Source organism: Pseudoxanthomonas sp. CF125 (assembly GCF_900104085.1).
Lineage (GTDB): Bacteria > Pseudomonadota > Gammaproteobacteria > Xanthomonadales > Xanthomonadaceae > Pseudoxanthomonas_A.
In genome coordinates this window covers 18,963-38,893 of record NZ_FNLD01000004.1, presented here as the reverse complement: position 1 = coordinate 38,893, position 19,931 = coordinate 18,963, and the positions used below count along the sequence as shown (strand labels likewise).

15 protein-coding genes are annotated in these 19,931 nt (G+C 64.5%); 6 read left to right on the top strand and 9 right to left on the bottom strand.

The window, feature by feature from the left end; translation table 11 throughout:
- Window positions 1-111 precede the first annotated feature (111 nt).
- From BLR66_RS17740 to BLR66_RS17730, 3 genes are all read left to right on the top strand, one after another.
- On the top strand, window positions 112-2,187 hold the full coding sequence (locus BLR66_RS17740) for an NADPH-dependent 2,4-dienoyl-CoA reductase (protein WP_093289986.1): 2,076 nt from the start codon (window positions 112-114) through the stop codon (window positions 2,185-2,187).
- A gap of 383 nt (window positions 2,188-2,570) precedes the next feature.
- Window positions 2,571-3,026: a cell wall hydrolase gene (locus BLR66_RS17735; RefSeq protein ID WP_093289985.1), complete on the top strand. Its 456-nt coding sequence runs from the start codon at window positions 2,571-2,573 to the stop codon at window positions 3,024-3,026.
- A 114-nt stretch (window positions 3,027-3,140) separates the two neighbouring features.
- Window positions 3,141-3,749 (top strand): glutathione S-transferase family protein, encoded by a 609-nt coding sequence (locus tag BLR66_RS17730; protein WP_093290153.1) that lies wholly within the window; start codon window positions 3,141-3,143, stop codon window positions 3,747-3,749.
- A gap of 37 nt (window positions 3,750-3,786) precedes the next feature.
- On the opposite strand, the gene BLR66_RS17725 is transcribed toward BLR66_RS17730, so the two are convergent.
- The 5 genes from BLR66_RS17725 to prpB form a co-directional block, all read right to left on the bottom strand.
- Window positions 3,787-4,320, bottom strand: a complete 534-nt coding sequence (locus tag BLR66_RS17725; protein ID WP_093289984.1) for a hypothetical protein — start codon at window positions 4,318-4,320, stop codon at window positions 3,787-3,789.
- 203 nt (window positions 4,321-4,523) lie between these two features.
- Window positions 4,524-5,717, bottom strand: a complete 1,194-nt coding sequence (gene prpF, locus BLR66_RS17720) for a 2-methylaconitate cis-trans isomerase PrpF (protein ID WP_093289983.1) — start codon at window positions 5,715-5,717, stop codon at window positions 4,524-4,526.
- A 13-nt stretch (window positions 5,718-5,730) separates the two neighbouring features.
- A complete protein-coding gene (gene acnD, locus BLR66_RS17715) occupies window positions 5,731-8,325 on the bottom strand; it encodes a Fe/S-dependent 2-methylisocitrate dehydratase AcnD (RefSeq protein ID WP_093289982.1) in 2,595 nt (864 codons plus the stop codon).
- A gap of 76 nt (window positions 8,326-8,401) precedes the next feature.
- Window positions 8,402-9,550, bottom strand: coding sequence for a bifunctional 2-methylcitrate synthase/citrate synthase (prpC, locus tag BLR66_RS17710; RefSeq protein WP_093289981.1), 1,149 nt, complete (start codon window positions 9,548-9,550; stop codon window positions 8,402-8,404).
- Window positions 9,551-9,690: 140 nt separating this feature from the next.
- Window positions 9,691-10,593, bottom strand: coding sequence for a methylisocitrate lyase (gene prpB / locus BLR66_RS17705; protein ID WP_093289980.1), 903 nt, complete (start codon window positions 10,591-10,593; stop codon window positions 9,691-9,693).
- A 144-nt stretch (window positions 10,594-10,737) separates the two neighbouring features.
- Between prpB and BLR66_RS17700 the strand changes: the two genes are divergently transcribed.
- Window positions 10,738-11,955: a citrate synthase family protein gene (locus tag BLR66_RS17700; RefSeq protein WP_255402769.1), complete on the top strand. Its 1,218-nt coding sequence runs from the start codon at window positions 10,738-10,740 to the stop codon at window positions 11,953-11,955.
- A 261-nt stretch (window positions 11,956-12,216) separates the two neighbouring features.
- On the opposite strand, the gene prpE is transcribed toward BLR66_RS17700, so the two are convergent.
- The 4 genes from prpE to BLR66_RS17680 form a co-directional block, all read right to left on the bottom strand.
- Entirely contained in the window at window positions 12,217-14,118 is a 1,902-nt protein-coding gene (gene prpE / locus BLR66_RS17695) for a propionate--CoA ligase (RefSeq protein WP_093289979.1), read from the bottom strand.
- A gap of 342 nt (window positions 14,119-14,460) precedes the next feature.
- Window positions 14,461-15,447 carry a malate dehydrogenase gene (locus BLR66_RS17690; protein WP_093289978.1) on the bottom strand — a complete coding sequence of 329 codons (987 nt, stop codon included), beginning with the start codon at window positions 15,445-15,447 and terminating at the stop codon, window positions 14,461-14,463.
- A 48-nt stretch (window positions 15,448-15,495) separates the two neighbouring features.
- Window positions 15,496-16,695: an aminotransferase class I/II-fold pyridoxal phosphate-dependent enzyme gene (locus BLR66_RS17685; protein ID WP_093289977.1), complete on the bottom strand. Its 1,200-nt coding sequence runs from the start codon at window positions 16,693-16,695 to the stop codon at window positions 15,496-15,498.
- Between the two features lie 135 nt (window positions 16,696-16,830).
- On the bottom strand, window positions 16,831-17,325 hold the full coding sequence (locus BLR66_RS17680; protein ID WP_093289976.1) for a peptidylprolyl isomerase: 495 nt from the start codon (window positions 17,323-17,325) through the stop codon (window positions 16,831-16,833).
- Between the two features lie 214 nt (window positions 17,326-17,539).
- Between BLR66_RS17680 and typA the strand changes: the two genes are divergently transcribed.
- Together typA and BLR66_RS17670 are read left to right on the top strand one after the other, a co-directional pair.
- Window positions 17,540-19,369 carry a translational GTPase TypA gene (typA, locus tag BLR66_RS17675; RefSeq protein WP_093289975.1) on the top strand — a complete coding sequence of 610 codons (1,830 nt, stop codon included), beginning with the start codon at window positions 17,540-17,542 and terminating at the stop codon, window positions 19,367-19,369.
- A 29-nt stretch (window positions 19,370-19,398) separates the two neighbouring features.
- Window positions 19,399-19,905 carry a DUF2127 domain-containing protein gene (locus BLR66_RS17670; protein ID WP_093289974.1) on the top strand — a complete coding sequence of 169 codons (507 nt, stop codon included), beginning with the start codon at window positions 19,399-19,401 and terminating at the stop codon, window positions 19,903-19,905.
- Window positions 19,906-19,931: the final 26 nt, after the last annotated feature.

The window sequence follows — 19,931 nt, the reverse complement described above, 5'->3', positions numbered from 1 at the left end:
GATCTTGAGCAAAGCGTCAAGAACCAACCCCTTCAAGTGCGTACGCCCACCTTGCCGGGGGCCGGGATAACCGGCATCGTGCATGCCTCCGTACGCACACGTATCCGCTGCATGACGCTTTCGCCCAGTCCGCGCCTGTCCGCCACCGAAGCAGCCGATCCGTCTGCTCCAAACCCACATTACCCGCACCTGTTCGCGCCGCTGGACCTGGGCTTCACCCAAATCCGCAACCGGGTGCTGATGGGCTCCATCCACACCGGACTGGAAGACCGCGCCAGCGACTTCCCCAAGCTGGCGGCCTATTTCGCCGAGCGCGCCGAGGGCGGCGTGGGCTTGATGGTGACCGGGGGCTTCTCGCCGAATCTGGTCGGCTGGTTGAAACCCTTCGGCGGCAAACTGTCCTGGCCGTGGGAAGTGCGCCCGCACAAGTTCGTCACCCAGGCCGTGCACGACAACGGCAGCAAGATCTGCCTGCAACTGCTACATGCCGGGCGCTACGCCTACCACCCTTTTTCCGTTGCGCCATCGAAACTGAAGGCGCCGATCAATCCCTTCACTCCGCGCCAGCTCTCCTCGCGCGGCGTCGAACGCCAGATCACCGCCTATGCCGACGCCGCCCGCCGCGCGCGCGAGGCCGGCTACGACGGTGTGGAAGTGATGGGCTCGGAAGGCTATTTCATCAACGAGTTCACCGCGCCGCGCACCAACAAACGCAACGACGCCTGGGGCGGCACGCCGGAGAAGCGCATGCGCTTCGCGGTGGAGATCGTGCGCCGCGTGCGCGAGGCCTGCGGACCGGACTTCATCATCATCTACCGGCTTTCGCTGCTGGATCTGGTGGAAGACGGCAACCAGTGGGAAGAGATCGTGGCCCAGGCCAAGGCCATCGAAGCCGCAGGCGCCACCATCATCAATTCCGGCATCGGCTGGCATGAAGCGCGCATTCCCACCATCGTCACTTCGGTGCCGCGCGCGGCTTTCGTCGAGGTCACCGCCAAATTGCGGCCGCACGTGAAGTTGCCGCTGATCGCCACCAACCGCATCAACATGCCCGAGGTGGCCGAGCGCATCCTCGCCGACGGCGTCGCCGACATGGTGTCGCTGGCGCGCCCGCTACTGGCCGACCCGCACTGGGCCAACAAGTCGCGCGCGGGCAAACCGCAATCCATCAACACCTGCATCGCCTGCAACCAGGCCTGCCTGGACCACGTGTTCGAGAACAAGCGCGCCAGCTGCCTGCTGAACCCGCGCGCCTGCGCGGAAACCGAGTTGAACTACGCCAAGACTTTTTCGCCCAAGCGCGTGGCGGTGGTCGGTGCGGGACCGGCGGGATTGGCCTGCGCGACGGTGGCGGCCGAACGCGGGCATCGCGTCACCTTGTTCGATGCTTCGTCCGAGATCGGCGGGCAGTTCAACTACGCCAAGAAGATTCCGGGCAAGGAAGAGTTCCACGAAACCATTCGCTACTTCACTCACAAGCTGGTTGAAACCGGCGTGGAAGTGAAGCTGGGCACGATGGCATCGGCGGAAACCCTTGCCGGGTTCGATGAAGTGGTGATGGCCACCGGCATCGTGCCGCGCCAGATCGACTTCCCCGGCGCGAACCATCCCAAGGTGGTGAGCTACGTGGACGTGTTGAGCGGACGGGTGAAAGTGGGCGCAAGCGCGGCGCTGATCGGGGCCGGCGGCATCGGCTTCGACGTGGCCGAATACCTGGTGCATGAAGGCGACTCCTCCACCCTGGACCCGAAGCGCTGGATGGCCGAATGGGGCGTGGATCCGACCTTCGAATCGCGCGGCAGCCTGGTCAAGCCGCATCCGGAAGCCCCAGCCCGCGAGGTCTGGCTGCTGCAGCGCTCCGCCGGCAAGCCCGGCGCCCGTTTGGGCAAGACCAGCGGCTGGGTGCACCGGGCCACGCTGAAAGCCAAGAAGGTGCAGATGCTGGGCGGGGTGGAATACCTGGGCGTGGACGATGCCGGGTTGAAGATCCGGATCGACGGCGTGGAGCGGGTGCTGCCTGTGGACCACGTGGTCGTCTGCGCCGGCCAGGAGCCGCGCCGCGACCTGCAGGCTTCCCTGCTGGCGGCCGGCCTGAAACACCACCTGATAGGCGGCGCTGACGTGGCCGCCGAGCTGGACGCCAAGCGCGCCATCGACCAGGGCAGCCGTCTGGCCGCAGCGCTGTAGGGCGGGCATTGCCTGCCGCTCTTTGCCGGCATTTCGTGGTGGCGGGCAGTGCCCGCCCTACGTGTGTAGTTCCCTTCTCCTACCGGGAGAAGGGAGAGTTCAGAGCAAAGACTCCATTTCCAATCAAGCACTTAGCATGATTGTCAAGCTTAGGGGTTCAGGCGGGGTTGGGGGTTGGGCCCTTACCTTGCGCCAACTTTTTCGGCCCGCCCCCGTTCCAACTGGCGAGCCACCCCGGCCCTGATTGCACCTTCTGGCCGGCCTCGGGCAGCTCGTCGGAGTAGCTGCCTCCCCATGACGCCCTGACGCCGTGTCTACCCAACGCTCCTTTCCTGAGGAAGGGCGCGCGGACGCTGCCAAGACGGAGCAAGGAGTTCGTTTCAATGAAGTTGGCTTGGATTCTCTGGCTGTCGCACATGTTGCCGCAGCCCGCCGCAGACTCGCTCTGCCTCAGCACCACCGTTTATCTGGAAGCCCGCGACCAGACCCTGCGCGGCCAGCAGGCCGTGGCCGAGGTGGCCCTGCGCCGCCTGGACAGCGGCCTGTGGGGCGATTCGATGTGCGAAGTCGTCACCGCCCGCAAGCAGTTCGCCCCGACCCTGGTGGCGCCCGGCACCCGCTTGCAGAATTCGGATGCCTGGGCCAAATCGATCAACGTCGCCCTGGGCGCCGAACGCAACTGGGCTTTGCCGCCCGGCCAGCGCAAGGAGATCGTCCCCGGCGCCAGCCACTTCATGGCGCACAACATCGCCAGCCCGAGCTGGCGCAACGCCTACCAGGTGGCCACCATCGGCGATCACACCTTCCTGCGCGTGCAGAAGCTGAAGCCGAAATCCTAGTAACAGCCGCTTAAGCAACGGTCGCTTCGTAACGGGGCTTTACTTTCGCCGCATCGACAATACGAGAACGGGCTGGGAATATTCCCCGCCCGTTTTTCTTTGGAGATGTCGCGCATGAAGCTGTACACCAAACCCGGCGCCTGTTCGCTGTCCGACCATATCGCGCTGCGCTGGATCGGCAAGCCATTCGACTTGCAAGTCATGGATGCGGCAGGCATGAAGACGCCCGAATATCTCGCACTCAATCCTGCCGGTGCCGTGCCGGTGCTGGAGGTCGATGGCTGGGTGTTGACTCAAAACGCGGCGATCCTGAATTTCCTCGCAGATACTTTTCCCGAATCGGGCCTGGGCGGCGATGGCACGCCGAAGAGCCGCGCCGAGATCAACCGCTGGCTGGCTTTCCTCAACGCCGACGTGCATCCCGCATTCCACCCGATATTCGGGTCTACGCGATTCCTGGGCGACGAAGCCATGATCGAAAAGAGCAAGGACAACGCGCGGCAGAAACTGCGTGGCTTGTTCGAGCGTCTGGACGCGCAGCTTGCCGGCAAGGATTGGTTGACCGGCGCCCGTTCCATCGCCGATCCCTATCTGTTCGTGGCTTTGCGCTGGGCCAGGGCCACGCAGGTCGATCTGTCGGGTTTGGGTAACCTGGAACGCTTCTTCGACCGCATGCGCGCCGACGGCGGCGTCGCTGCCGCGATGGCGGCCGAAGGTCTTTAAGACGAAGGCAGGGCACGGCGCACGGCCCTGCCCTTGCTCAGGCCTGTACTTCCGCGCGCGTGCGCGCCAGCCATTCGCTGGCGAAGGTGTGGTCCTTGGCCTTGGTCAGCGCCGTGGCGATTTCCGGCAGCAACGCCAGCAGCGCGTCCACATCGGCGCATTTCTCTATTTTCAACTGTAGGAAATAACCTTTCAGACCGATGTGCCTGCGCACGGTGTCGGTGACGATTTCATAGAGACTGCGGTAGCGGCCGAAATCCGCAGGCAGCTTCACTTCGCCCGGCAATGGCGATATGGGCGATATGGGTGATACCGGCGGTGCCGGCGGTGCCGCAGCTGCCCGTGCCGGCAATGCCGACTCCTGGCGCCTGACCAGACCCATGACCAGCAGTTGTTCCAGCGCGTTATCTGGCGCATGCAAGCCCGCCATCAGCTCGCGCAATTGCGCATGATCGCGCTGACCGTCAACCATCAGCAGCAGCGAACGCATCGCCGCAGGCAGCTTGCGCCCGCGGTCCAGGATCTCCTGCTTGCCGGCATCGGTCTTGAAATACAGTTCTGCGGCGTCCATTGACTCCCCTTGCGCCCGGCCAAGCGGCGCCCTCGTCATTACGAAAATTCCCCGCGTAGAGGTTTGCAGACCCACGGCGGCACGTCCGTTATGAGGGTCACAAATGCAGCCACACAGCCCCCGCAGAGCTTACTCGGCTGCCCTTGTCTTTGGGGGTGGAGGGGCGGCCCAGCGGAGCGAAGAGCTGCCGGGCAAGCCCGGCCCTACAGGACCTCGCCGGGCACCCGCACCGCGCCTTCCATCAGCACCCGTGCACTGCGGCTCATGATGGCCTTGGCCACCGTCCATTGACCCTCGGCCTGTTTCGCCTCGGCGCCCACGCGCAGAGTGCCGGAGGGATGTCCGAAGACGATGGCTTCGCGGGTGCCGCCACCCGCGGCTGCGTTGACCAGCGTGCCCGGCACCGCCGCGGCCGAAGCGATGGCCACCGAAGCGGTGCCCATCATCGCGTGGTGCAGTTTGCCCATGGAGATGGCGCGGGCCAGCAGATCGATGTCGGCCGCGCGCACCGGCTTGCCGCTGGAGGAAACATAGTCCTTCGGTGGCGCGACAAAGGCGATCTTCGGCGTCAGCGGGCGTGCCGCAGCCTGGGCGGCATCGCCGATCAGGCCCATGCGCACGGCGCCGTGCGCGCGAATGGCTTCCAGCTTGGCCAGTGCCGCCTTGTCTTCGTTGATCGCACCCTGCAATTCGGTGCCGTCGTAACCCAATGCGGCGGCATCGACGAAGATCGTGGGTACACCGGCATTGATCATGGTGGCCTTGAACGTACCCACACCCGGTATCTGGAGTTCATCGACAAGATTGCCGGTGGGGAACATGGCGCCGCCGCCTTCGCCATCGCCTTCATCGGCGGGGTCGAGGAACTCCAGCTGGATTTCGGCGGCCGGAAAAGTCACGCCGTCCAGTTCGAAGTCCCCGGTCTCCTGCACCCGGCCATCGATGACCGGCACATGCGCAATGATGGTCTTGCCGATGTTCGCCTGCCAGATGCGCACCGTGCAGATCCCGTCGCGCGGAACGCGCGCCGGATCGATAAAGCCATTGGAAATGGCGAACGGACCGACCGCCGAAGACAGGTTGCCGCAGTTGCCGCTCCAGTCGATGAAGCTTTCGTTGAGCGGAACCTGCCCGTACAGATAGTCGACGTCATGGCCGGGCTGCGAAGCCGGCGCGATGATCACCACCTTGCTGGTGCTGGACGTGGCGCCGCCCATGCCATCGGTGTGCTTGCCGTAGGGATCGGGCGAGCCGATCACCCGCAACAGCAATGCATCGCGCGCCTTGCCCGGAACCTGCGCCGCCGTGGGCAGGTCCTGCAGGCGGAAGAACACGCCCTTGCTGGTGCCGCCGCGCATGTAGGTGGCGGGAATGCTGATTTGCGGGACGTGCGGCATTGCGGCTCTCCGGTCAGGCGGCCTTGGACGATTCAAGAAAATCCTGCGCGAAGCGCTGCAGCACACCGCCGGCTTCGTAGATCGATACCTCTTCGTCGCTGTCCAGGCGACAGATGACGGGAACTTCCACGCGCTCGCCGTTGCGGCGATGGATCACCAGAGTCAATTCGGCGCGCGGAGCGGGTTCGCCGATCACATCGAAAGTCTCGGTACCGTCGATGCCCAGCGTGTTGCGGTCGGTGCCGGGTTTAAACTCCAGCGGCAGCACGCCCATGCCGATCAGGTTGGTGCGGTGGATGCGTTCGAAACCTTCGGCGGCGATCGCTTCTACGCCGGCCAGGCGCACGCCCTTGGCGGCCCAGTCGCGCGAGGATCCCTGGCCGTAGTCGGCGCCGGCGATGATGATCAATGGCTGCCTGCGCTCCATGTAGGTTTCTATCGCTTCCCACATACGCATCACCCTGCCTTCCGGTTCGACGCGCGCCAGCGAACCCTGCTTTACGCCGCCATCGGCATTGCGCACCATTTCGTTGAACAGTTTGGGATTGGCGAAGGTTGCGCGCTGGGCGGTCAGATGATCGCCGCGATGGGTGGCGTAGGAATTGAAGTCTTCTTCGGGCACGCCCATCTTCGCCAGGTACTCGCCGGCGGCGCTGTCGAGCATGATCGCGTTGGAGGGCGACAGATGGTCGGTGGTGATGTTGTCCGGCAGCACCGCCAGCGGCCGCATGCCGCGCAAGGTGCGTTCGCCCGCCAGCGCGCCTTCCCAGTACGGCGGGCGGCGGATGTAGGTGCTCATGCCGCGCCAGTCGTACAGCGGTTCGACCTTGGGACCGTGTTCGACGCGTACGTTGAACATCGGCGCGTACACGCTGCGGAACTGCTCCGGCTTCACCGACGCCTTCACTACCGCATCGATCTCCTCGTCGCTGGGCCAGAGGTCCTTCAGCCGGATCTCTTTGCCATCGACCACGCCCAGCACGTCCTTCTCGATGTCGAAACGGATGGTGCCGGCGATGGCATAGGCCACCACCAGCGCGGGCGATGCGAGGAAAGCCTGCTTCGCATACGGATGGATACGGCCATCGAAGTTGCGGTTGCCCGACAGCACGGCGGTCGCATACAGATCGCGGTCGATGATTTCCTGCTGGATAACAGGGTCCAGCGCGCCGGACATGCCGTTGCAGGTGGTGCAGGCGAAACCGACCACGCCGAAGCCCAGCGCCTCCAGTTCCGTCATCAGGCCGCTTTCGTCCAGGTACAGCTTCACGGCTTTGGAACCAGGTGCGAGCGAGGTCTTAACCCACGGCTTGCGCGCCAGTCCCAGGCGATTTGCGTTGCGCGCCAGCAATGCGGCGGCAATCACGTTGCGCGGATTGCTGGTATTGGTGCAGCTGGTGATGGCGGCGATGATCACCGCGCCGTCGGGCATCAGTCCTGGCGTTTCTTCCCATGCGCCGGCGATGCCCTTGGCGGCAAGATCGCTGGTGGCCACACGCGCGTGCGGATTCGACGGACCGGCCATGTTGCGCACCACGCTGGACAGGTCGAACTGCAGCGTGCGCTCGTATTGTGCCTGCTCCAGGCTGTCGGACCACAAGCCGGTGTGGCGCGCGTACAGCTCCACCAACTTCACCTGTTGTTCCTCGCGGCCGGTCAGGCGCAGGTAATCGATGGTCTGGGAATCGATGGAGAACATCGCCGCGGTCGCGCCGTATTCCGGCGCCATGTTGGAAATGGTCGCCCGGTCGCCCAGGGTTAGCGCCGCAGCGCCTTGACCGTGGAATTCCAACCAGGCGCCGACTACTTTCGACTTGCGCAGGAATTCGGTCAGCGCCAGCACCACGTCGGTGGCGGTGATGCCGGGCTGCGGCCTGCCCGTCAGCTGCACGCCGACGATTTCCGGCAGGCGCATCCACGAGGCGCGGCCCAGCATCACGTTCTCCGCTTCCAATCCGCCGACGCCTATCGCGATCACGCCCAGCGCGTCCACGTGCGGCGTGTGGCTGTCGGTGCCCACGCAGGTGTCCGGAAAAGCCACGCCGTCGCGCACCTGCACCACCGGCGACATCTTCTCCAGGTTGATCTGGTGCATGATCCCGTTGCCCGGCGGAATCACTTCCATGTTCTTGAAGGCCTGGCGCGTCCATTCGATGAAATGGAAACGGTCTTCGTTGCGGCGGTCCTCGATGGCGCGGTTCTTGGCGAAGGCGTCGGGATCGAAGCCGCCGCATTCCACCGCCAGCGAATGGTCGACGATCAACTGCACCGGCACCACCGGATTGACCTGCGCAGGATCGCCGCCCTGCTCGGCGATGGCGTCGCGCAAACCGGCCAGATCCACCAGCGCGGTCTGACCCAGGATGTCGTGGCAGACCACGCGCGCCGGAAACCACGGAAAATCCAGATCGCGTTTGCGTTCGATCAACTGCTTCAGCGAATCGGTGAGCGTGTCCGGATCGCAGCGGCGCACCAGATTCTCGGCCAGCACGCGCGAGGTATAAGGCAACGTGGCGTAAGCGCCGGGCCGTATCGCTTCCACTGCGGCGCGCGCGTCGAAGTATTCCAGCGAAGTGCCGGGCAAGGGTTTGCGGTACTGGGTGTTCATGGCTGGCGATCCGTGGGGTTGCTGGCGCTGGGGCTCGGTTGCAAGCGGACAGGACAAAGTCCTGTCCGCGCGTCGCTCAGCGCTTGTCGAGCGGTACGAAGGCGAGGTCTTCCGGGCCGGTGTAATTGGCGCTGGGGCGGATGATCTTGCCGTCGATGCGCTGTTCGATCACGTGCGCGCTCCAGCCGCTGGTGCGGGCGATCACGAACAGAGGAGTGAACATGGCGGTGGGCACGCCCATCATGTGGTAGCTGACCGCGCTGAACCAGTCCAGGTTGGGGAACATCTTCTTGATGTCCCACATCACCGTTTCCAGACGCTCGGCGATGTCGTACATCTTGCGGCTGCCCTGCTCATCCGACAGTTCGCGGGCCACGTCCTTGATCACCTGGTTGCGCGGATCGCCGGTGGTGTAGACCGGGTGGCCGAAACCGATCACCACTTCCTTGCGCTCCACGCGGGCCTTGATGTCCGCTTCGGCCTCGTCGGGCGATTCGTAGCGCTTCTGCACTTCGAACGCGACTTCGTTTGCACCGCCATGCTTGGGTCCGCGCAGCGCGCCGATGCCGCCGGCAATGGCGCTGTACATGTCGCTGCCGGTGCCGGCGATGACCCGGCAGGCGAAGGTGGAGGCGTTGAACTCGTGCTCGGCGTACAGGATTAGCGAAGTGTGCATCGCCTGCACCCACGAGTCGCGCGGTTTTTCGCCATGCAGCAGGTGCAGGAAGTGTCCGCCGATGCTGTCGTCGTCGGTATCGGTGTCGATGCGCTTGCCATTGTGGCTCCAGTGGTACCAGTACAGCAGCATCGGACCCAGCGAAGCCATCAGCTTGTCAGCGATATCGCGCGCACCGGGATGGTTGTGGTCGTCCTTCTCCGGCGACACGCAACCCAGCACGGATACGCCGGTGCGCATCACATCCATGGGATGCGCGGACGCAGGCAGTTGTTCCAAAGCAGCCTTCACCGCGGCCGGCACGCCGCGCAGCGATTTCAGTTTGGCCTTGTAGCTGGCCAGCTCGGCGCGATTGGGCAGCTTGCCGTGCACCAGCAGGTAGGCGATCTCCTCGAACTCCGAAGCGCGCGCGATATCCAGGATGTCGTAACCACGGTAATGCAGGTCGTTGCCGCTGCGGCCGACCGTGCACAGCGCGGTGTTGCCCGCGGCGGTGCCGGACAGGGCGACGGACTTCTTGGGTTTAAACGGAACTGCAGCCTCGGACATTTCAACACCTCGTCTAGATTTAAAGCCCCTCTCCCACCGGGAGAGGGGTTGGGGTGAGGGTACGGCGGAATCATGGACGGTGAACCGCCACTGCTTCGCCACATCCTCATCCGTTTCTCCCAGAGGGAGAAGAGTTAGAACTATTTCTTAGCAGCGAACAACGCATCCAACTTCTGCTCGAACTCGTGATAGCCGATGCGCTCGTACAGCTCCTCGCGCGTCTGCATCATGTCCACCACATTCTTCTGGTGGCCATCGCGGCGTATCGCGGTGTACACGGCTTCAGCGGCCTTGTTCATGGCGCGGAACGCCGACAGCGGATAAAGCTGGATAGCCACGCCCACCGAAGCCAGTTCCTCGCGAGTGAACAGCGGCGTCTTGCCGAACTCGGTGATGTTTGCCAGCACCGGCGCCCTCACCGCTTCGACGAAACGCTGGTAGGTGGGCAGGTCGTAGGCGGCCTCGGCGAAGATGCCGTCGGCGCCGGCTTCCACGCAGGCGATGGCGCGTTCGATGGCCGCGTCCACGCCGTCGACCTGGATCGCATCGGTGCGTGCAATGAGGAAGAAGTCGGGATCGGTCTTGGCATCGGCGGCGGCCTTGACCCGGTCCACCATTTCGGAGGCGCTCACGATCTCCTTGCCCGGACGGTGGCCGCAACGCTTGGCGCCCACCTGGTCTTCGATATGGCAGGCGGCCGCGCCGGCCTTGATCAGCGATTTCACCGTGCGTTCGATGTTGAAGGCGCTGGGGCCGAAACCGGTATCGATATCCACCAGCAACGGCAGGTCGCACACGTCGGTGATCCGGCGTACGTCCACCAGCACGTCCTCCAGGGTGTTGATGCCCAGGTCCGGCAGGCCCAGCGAACCGGCCGCGACCCCGCCGCCAGAAAGATAAATGGCGCGATAGCCGGCGCGCTTGGCCAGCAGCGCGTGGTTGGCGTTGATGGCGCCGATCACCTGCAGGGGCGATTCAGCGGCCAGCGCGGCGCGGAACTTCATTCCCGGTGAAGCGGGGGCGCCAGCGGACGGGTTGCTCATGCGGCAGGACTCCTGGTGATGGTCCGCCGCAGCGCGGCAGGCCGGGCGGTGGAGGTGCGCGAATGGTACGCCCCTCGTCGGGCCGCAAATCTGGCACCATCGGGAGCATTGATCAATCTTGATCCAATCGATCAACATATCGCCATGGCCGCCGACCTGCTCTCCGCCCGCGACACCTGCCGCCTGCTCGGCATCAGCCAGGCCACGCTGTACGCCTACGTCAGCCGCGGCCTGCTGGAATCGCGCCCCGGCCCGGACCACCGCAGCCGCCTGTATCCGCGGCAGGATGTGGAGCGGCTGGCGCAACGCAAGCAGGCCGGACGCGGCGCGGCCAGAGGCGCGGCACAGAGCCTGGACCGAGGCCTGCCGGTGCTGGAAACCCGGATCTCGCTGATCCGTCCCGATGGCCCCTACTACCGGGGCAAGTCCGCGATCGGCGCCGCGCGCGAGGGCGACACCCTGGAAGACATCGCCCGCCTGCTGTGGGATTGCGGCGAGCAGGACCCCTTCGCGCTGGAAATCGACCCGCACTGGCCCGCGACCGTGGCTGCGATCGCCAACGACGCACGCTTGCCGCCGCTGGAACGCGCGATGTCGGCGATTCCTCTGTTGGCGCTGGAAGTACGCCATTCCTTCAACTCCGCGCCGCGCGTACGCCACGAGATCGCGGCGACCCTGCTGCGCCACAACGCCGCACTGCTGGTCGCGCAGCCGCCGTACGCGGGTCCGGTGCATCGCCTGCTGGCCAACAGTTGGAAACCGGGCGATGAGAATTTCGCCGAACTCGTGCGCGCGGCGCTGGTGGTCTGCGCCGATCACGAACTCAACGTTTCCGCGTTCGCCGCACGCGTGGTCGCTTCCACCGGCGCGCACCTGCATGCCACCGTCTGCAGCGGACTGGCCGCTTTGTCGGGTCCTCGCCACGGCGGCGCCACTGCGCGCACGCATGCCCTGATCGCCGATGCGGGCGAGGCACCGTCGGTACGCAAGTTCATCGAAACCCGCTGGCAGCGCGGCGATGACCTGCCAGGCTTCGGCCACGCGCTGTACCCGCACGGCGATCCACGCGCCGCCGAGATCCTCGCCCGTCTCCGCCAAACGCAGATGGGCACACCGATGATGTCGCGCCTGGAGGAAATCATCGCGGTCGCCGAGGAAATCAGCGGCCAACGTCCGAATATCGACTTCCTGCTGGCCTCGATCTGCCAGACCCACGGATTGCCGGCCACGCCAGCGCTGGTGATGTTCGCCGCCGGACGCCTGGCCGGCTGGCTGGCGCATGCGCTGGAGCAACAGGCGCTGGGAAGGCTGATCCGTCCACGCGCAAGCTACACCGGAGTGTCTCCGGCGCTGGACGAATGACAAGTCCTTTCCGTATCGACCGTCATCCCGGCGAATGCCGGGATCCATCCTTGGCTGCCACGACAATTCCGCAGCAGTAAACACTCGGCGCTTAATTGAAGTGGCTTTCCGGAAAGCGCGCATAACCGGCCGGATGGATCCCGGCATTCGCCGGGATGACGCCGTTGAGTATTGAATCGCTTCGAGTTAGCGCGCCTTTCACCGAAAGCAAGAGCAGTGCAATGGATAGCGGCGACGCGCATCGCAATACCTCCCCGCGTTTCAACTCCCCACCTCCGGCCCCCGCAGCAACGCTTTTTTTATTTCTTCCAACGCATTGGGATCATCCAGCGTGGAAAGATCGCCCGGATCGGTGCCCTGCGCCAGCGCCTGCAGCGAGCGCCGCAGCAGCTTGCCCGAACGCGTCTTGGGCAAGGCATTGACGATGTAAACGCGCGCCGGACGCGCCACCGCGCCCAGGTTGTGCTCCACCGCGCGACGCATGCCGTCTGCGGCAGCGACGCGCTCGTGCGGTTCTTCGGTGTTTTTCCGCAAAGTGGCGAACACCACCGGCACTTGTCCCTTCAGTTCGTCGTGAACGCCGATCACCGCTGCCTCGGCGACCCCGCCATAACCGGAAACCGATTCCTCGATCTCGCGCGTGCCGAGCCTATGGCCAGCCACGTTGATCACATCGTCGGTGCGGCCCAGGATGAAGGTATAGCCATCCTCGTCGCGGATCGCCCAGTCCAGCGAGCTGTACAGCAGTTCCTTGAAGTGGCTGAAATAACTGCTGACGAAGCGCGCATCGTCGTTCCAGATCGTGGTCATGCACCCGGGCGGCAACGGCGGTTCGATCACCAGCACGCCTTTCCGGTTGACCGCCACTTCGACACCGTCGCTTTCGTCGATCACTTTCATCCGGTAACCGAGATTCGGAAACCCCGGCGAGCCGAACTTGACCGGCTTCATGTCCAGGCCCGGCAACAAGGTGATCGCCGGCCAGCCGGTTTCGGTTTGCCAATAGTTGTCGATGATCGGCTTGCGCAGCGCGTCGTGGATCCAGTGCGCGGTGGGCTCGTCCAGCGGCTCGCCGGCCAGGAACAGGTATTGCAGCTTCGACAGGTCGTGGTTGCGGATGAAGGACGCGTCGTGCTTCTTGAGCACGCGGATGGCAGTGGGCGAGGAGAACATGGTGCGCACGCCGTACTTCTCGCACAGCGACCACCAGATGCCGGCGTCGGGGCTGAAAGGCAACCCTTCGTACAGCAGCGATGTGGCCCCGCCGATCAGCGGTCCGTACACGTTGTAGGAATGGCCCACCGCCCAGCCCACGTCGGAAGTGGAGAACATCACCTGCCCCGGGGCGACGTCGAACACGGTACGCATCGACAAGGCCAATGCCACCGCATAGCCGCCCACGTCGCGCTGCACGCCCTTGGGCTTGCCTGTCGTGCCGGAGGTGTAGAGCAAGTAGCTGGGTTCGTTGGACTCCAGCCATTCCACCGGCACTTCCGCATCGCCGACTTCCGCGCGCAGCGTGGCGTAGTCGACATCGCGTCCCTCGACCTTCGGCAGCGCCGGATCGAGTCCGCGCGAGACGATCAGCACCTTGGGCGGTGGGGATTGCGACTGCGCGCAAGCCTGGTCCACCAGCGCCTTGTACGGCAGCACCTTGCCGCCGCGCATGCCGGCATCGGCGGCGATCAGCAGTTTCGGCGTCGCATCGTCCAGCCGCAGCGCCAGGTTGTGCGCGGCGAACCCGCCGAATACCACCGAATGCACTGCGCCGATGCGCGCGCAGGCCAGCATGGCGAACACCGCCTCGGCCATATTGGGCATGTAGACGACTACGCGGTCGCCTCGGCCGACATCGAGTTTCTTCAGGATGGCCGCGAACGCATTGACCTCGCGATGCAGCTCGGCATAAGTGATCTCGCGGGTAACGTTGGTTTCGGTGGAGATGGCGACCAGGGCCAGCTGGTCGGCGCGCTCGGGCAGGTGCCGGTCGACTGCGTTGTAGCAGAGATTGGTTTCACCACCCACAAACCATTGACGGAAGGGTGGATTGGAGTAATCGAGTATCCGCTGCGGCGGCTTATGCCAATGGATGGCCTTGGCTTCCTCGGCCCAGAAGGTTTCGGGTTGTTCGATCGAACGGCGATAGGTCTCTTCGTAGCCCATTTCGGTGGCCCCGAGTGCATTCACCCGCGGAGCATAGACCCGCAAAGCGCGCGTAGCCGCCCGACCATGGTCTTAGTCCACCGTGGGCCTGTGGCTTTGGCTTTGGCTTTGGCTTTGGCTTTGGCTTTGGCTTTGCCCCCTTTGGAAAAGGGGGCTACGGGGGATTTGCTCTTGCTCTTGCTCTTCATTGGAGCAACAGCAAAGTCAGAAGCAAAAGCAAATCCCCCTCAATCCCCCTTTTTCAAAGGGGGAGGCGCACCACTGGCTGCGGAAAGTTCGCGGACGTCGGAAACAACAACGCCGGGCAAGCCCGGCGTCGTAGGTCTCGCTTGAGTGCAAAGATCAGCCCAGCAGATGCGCCACGCCGGCGCGCTCTTCTTCCAGCTCGGCCAGGGTCTTGTCCATGGCCGCGCGGCTGAAGGCATCGATTTCCAGGCCTTCGACGCGGGTGTATTCGCCATTGGCGGTGGTCACCGGCACGCCATACATCACGCCTTCGGGAATGCCGTAGCTGCCGTCCGACGGCACGCCCATGGTCACCCACTTGCCGTTGCTGCCCAGCACCCAGTCGTGGATGTGGTCTATGGCCGCGTTAGCAGCGGACGCCGCCGAAGACAGGCCGCGCGCCTCAATGATCGCCGCACCGCGCTTGCCTACCTGCGGGATGAACGCATCGCTGTTCCAGGCCGCATCGTTGATCTTGTCCTTCAGCGAAACGCCGTTGACGGTGGCGAAGCGGTAGTCCGGGTACATGGTCGGGCTGTGGTTGCCCCACACGATCAGGTTCTGGATGTCGCCCACTGCTACGCCGGCCTTGTTGGCCAGCTGCGACAGCGCGCGGTTGTGGTCCAGGCGCAGCATCGCGGTGAAGTTCTTGGCCGGCAGATCCGGGGCCGACTTCATGGCGATGTAGGCATTGGTGTTGGCGGGGTTGCCGACCACCAGCACCTTGACGTTGCGGCTGGCGACCTTGTTCAACGCCGCGCCCTGGGCAGTGAATATCTTGGCGTTTTCCAGCAGCAGATCCTTGCGCTCCATGCCCGGGCCGCGCGGACGCGCGCCGACCAGCAGGGCCACGTCGGCGTCCTTGAACGCCACTTCCGGATCGTCGGTGCCGACCATGCCGGCCAGCAGCGGGAATGCGCAGTCTTCCAGCTCCATCATCACGCCCTTCAGCGCGGCCTGGGCCTTGTCGATGGGCAGCTCCAGCAACTGCAGGATCACCGGCTGGTCCTTGCCCAGCATTTCGCCGGAAGCGATGCGGAACAGCAAGGCGTAACCGATCTGGCCGGCGGCGCCGGTGACGGCAACTCGAACGGGGGTCTTCATGGTGCGAATCCTCAAAAATGTTGTGGCGGGCAACGGGCGCCCGGCGGGTTACTTCAACTCGGCGAAGAATTCCTGGATCCGCTGCATGCCCGGCGCCAGCTGCGGTGTCGGGCAGGTATAGCTGATCCGCAGCGCGCGCGGCTCGCCGAAGGCCGAACCCGGCACGCAGGCCACGCCCTTGGCTTCCAGCAAGGCATTGCAGAAATCGATGTCGTTGTGGATCACGTTGCCATCATGCGATTTGCCGAAGGCCACGCTGATGTCCGGGAACACGTAGAACGCGCCCTGCGGACGCGGGCACACTACGCCCGGTATTTTTGCGAGCGCGGCCATGACCTGATCGCGCTTGCCCTGGAACTCCAGGTTCTTGGCTTCGGTGACGTCTTGCGGGCCGGACAGCGCGGCGATGGCGGCCGCGGTGGTCACTTCGGGGATGTTGGTGATGTGGTTGGAGTTGAGCGTGGTCACCGCCTTGGCGATCGACTCCGGACCGGCCATGAAACCCACGCGCCAACCCGGCATGCCATAGGTCTTGGACAGCGAATCGACGAACACGGTGCGCTCGCGCAACTCCGGACGCGCCTGCACGAAGTTGTAGTACTCCAACCCGTCGAACAGCATACGGTTGTAGATGTCGTCGGTGATGATCCAGGTGTCCGGATACTTCGCCAGCACATCGGCCAGGGCGATGATTTCTTCCTTCGTATAGACCATGCCGGTCGGATTGGAAGGATTGTTGAACAGGAACACCTTCGGCTTGGTGGCCAGCGCGGCGTCGAGCTGGGCGACGGTGAGCTTGTAGTCCTGGCTGGCCGGGCACGGCAGTTCCAGGATCCTGGCGTTCACGATCTCGGCGATATCGACATAAGTGGTCCAGTACGGCGCCGGGAAAGCGATGGTGTCGCCTTCGTCCAGCAGCGCCTCGGCCAGGTTGTAGAGCACATGCTTGGCGCCGATGCCGGTGGACACATTGGCGCGGGTGTAGCCGGTGAGACCCAGGTCTTCCATGTGTTTCAGGAACGCATCCAGCAGCGCATCGGCGCCGCGGTTGGAACCGTACTGGCCCGAGTCTTTGGCCAGCGCATCGCGCGCGGCCTGGTAAACGTGTTCGCCGGGCAGGAAATTGGGGACGCCGATGGAGAAACTGATGATGTCGCGGCCGGCGGCCTTGAGCTTCTTGGCCTTTTCGGCGACCGCCATGATCGCGCTGGGCTTGGCGCGGCCCATGCGTCCTGCTAACTGGAGCATTGCAAACCTCGTGGGGTGAGGGAACGGACTGACTGCCGCGGACCGTTTATTGCGGCGCAAAATTTTAGCATGGACCGCCGGTCGGCTTGCCGTTGCGGGAGGGGCCAAAACCCCTCCCACGCCAGCCCGAACGCCTCAGGCGCTGAGGTGACGGTTCCACTCGGCCACGCGGTCGGCGTTGGCGGCCAGTACGGCCGAGGCATCGCCTTCGATCTTCACCGAGTTGATGGCATCGCCGCCGGCCACGCTGTCCACCACGTCCAGGCCTTCGAGGACCTTGCCGAATACGGTGTGCTTGCCGTCCAGCCACGGAGTAGGCACGTGGGTGATGAAGAACTGGCTGCCGTTGGTGTTGGGGCCGGCATTGGCCATGGACAGCACGCCGCGGTCGTGGCGCACGCCGTTGTTGGTTTCGTCCTCGAAGCGGTAGCCCGGGCCGCCGCGGCCGGAGCCTTCAGGGCAACCGCCCTGGATCATGAAATCCGGGATGACCCGGTGGAAGCTGAGGCCGTCGTAGAAGCCGCGCTGTGCCAGGTTCACGAAATTGGCCACCGTCAGCGGGGCCTTGTCGGGGTACAGCTCGATCTTGATGGGGCCGCGGGCGGTGTCGAAGGTGGCGGTCAGGGACATTGGGGACTCCATGGTTGATGACAGCGAAGGAAAACGGTTCAGCGAATTCTTCAGATTGGGGCGGTTTTACCGATAAAAACCGCCAAACCGGCGGCGGCGGTACGAATCCGGTCCCTTTCCGGGCCGCTCCCGAGCTAAAGCACGGATTTAACCCGCTATAATACGCGGCTTCCTTCCCTGCCCCGAGCGCGGCTCCAAAATCGCGCCTTTCGTCATGTCCATTCAGAACCTCCGCAATATCGCCATCGTCGCCCACGTCGACCACGGCAAGACCACCCTCGTAGACTGCCTGCTCAAGCAGTCGGGCACGTTCAGCGAACGCACGGTCACCACCGAGCGGATGATGGACAGCAACGACCAGGAAAAGGAACGTGGCATCACGATCCTGTCCAAGAACACCGCCATCAACTGGCAGGGCAACCGCATCAACATCGTCGACACCCCCGGACACGCCGACTTCGGCGGCGAAGTGGAGCGCGTGCTGTCGATGGTCGACTCGGTGCTGATCCTGGTCGACGCGATGGACGGCCCGATGCCGCAGACCCGCTTCGTCACCCAGAAGGCCTTCGCGATGGGCTTCAAGCCGATCGTGGTGGTCAACAAGATCGACCGTCCCGGCGCGCGTCCGGACTGGGTGATCGACCAGGTGTTCGACCTGTTCGACAAGCTGGGCGCGACCAACGAACAGCTCGACTTCCCCATCGTCTACGCCTCGGCGCTGCACGGCTACGCCAGCCTGGATGATTCCGCCCGCGAAGGCGACATGACCCCGCTGTACGAAGCGATCATGAAGCACGTCTCGCCGCCGGACGTGGACCGCGAAGGTCCGTTCCAGATGCGCGTCAGCCAGCTGGATTACAACAACTTCGTCGGCCTGATCGGCGTCGGCCGCATCCAGCGCGGCAAGGTGCGCACCAACATGCCGGTCAGCGTGATCGACCGCCACGGCAAGAAGCGCCAGGGCAAGGTGCTGCAGGTGCTCGGCTTCCTGGGCCTGGAGCGCATCGAAGTGGAAGAAGCCGAAGCCGGCGACATCGTCGCCATTTCCGGCGTGGCCGACCTCAGCATCTCCGACACCATCTGCGCGCTGGACACGCCCGAAGCGCTGCCCGCGTTGACCGTCGACGAGCCGACCATCTCGATGACCTTCCAGGTCAACAATTCGCCGTTCGCCGGCAGCAAGGAGCATAGCGGCGGCAAGTTCATCACCAGCCGCCAGATCCGCGAACGCCTGGAGCGCGAAACCCTGCACAACGTCGCGCTGAAGGTCGAAGAAGGTTCCGATCCGGACAAGTTCCTGGTCTCAGGCCGCGGCGAGTTGCACCTGTCGGTGCTGATCGAAACCATGCGCCGCGAAGGCTTCGAGCTGGCCGTGTCGCGCCCGGAAGTCATCATCAAGGAAATCGACGGGCAGCAGATGGAGCCGGTCGAGCAGCTGGTCGTCGATATCGAAGAGCAGCACCAGGGCGGCGTCATGGAAAAGCTGGGCGTCCGCAAGGGCGCGCTGAAGAACATGGAGCCGGACGGCAAGGGACGCGTGCGCCTGGACTACATGATCCCGGCCCGCGGCCTGATCGGCTTCCAGAACGAGTTCCGTACCTTGACCCAGGGTTCGGGCCTGCTGTTCCACGTGTTCGACCATTACGGTCCCAAGGAACAGGGCGCCATCGCCAAGCGCCAGAACGGCGTGATGATCGCCAATGCCGCGGGCGCCACGCCGGCCTATTCGCTCGGTCCGTTGGAAGAGCGCGGCAAGCTGTTCGCCGCCGAAGGCGACAACGTGTACGAAGGCCAGCTGATCGGTATCCATTCCAAGGACAACGATCTGACCGTCAACGCCATCAAGACCAAGCCGCTGACCAACATGCGCGCTTCGGGCAAGGACGACGCGATCAAGCTGACCCCGGCCATCAAGTACACGCTGGAGCAGGCGCTGGACTTCATCGAGGACGATGAGCTGGTGGAAGTCACTCCGAAGGAAATCCGCCTGCGCAAGAAATTCCTCAGCGAAAGCGACCGCAAGCGCGCCTCACGCGCCGCCTGATCGGGCCTGTCCAGTAGCGCGTCGCAGTAGTGACGGAAACCGCCTACAACCCGGCTCCGCAAGCGCATCCGGGTTTGCATGTGCTGGCCCTGTTCGAGGGCCTGAAGGGCCTGTTGGCCCTGGTCGCGGCCGCCAGCCTGGAAGTGCTGGGGCCGCAGCCGCTGCGCAATGTGATTGCCGCGCTGATCGCCAAATTCAACCTCAACCCCGATCACGGCACCCTGCCCTCGCTGCTCGACGCCATCAACCCCGGCGCCGTGCATCTGGCGGTGGCGGTCGTGTCGCTTTACGCCGTCTGGCGCCTGGTCGAGGCGTGGGGTCTGTGGCGGGCCAAGGCATGGGCTTCCTGGCTGGGCTGCGTGGGTACTGCGGCCTATCTGCCGTTGGATGTGTACGCGCTCTACCACCACCACGGCTGGCACACCTGGGCGGTGTTGATGCTCAATCTGATCGTGGTGGCGGTACTGGCGCGCGATCTGGTCAAGCGGCGCACGCCCGCCAACGCCGAGATTGCGCGCCCCACGGATGCTGAGTAGCCTGCCCTACGCACCTTCCCGGGGAC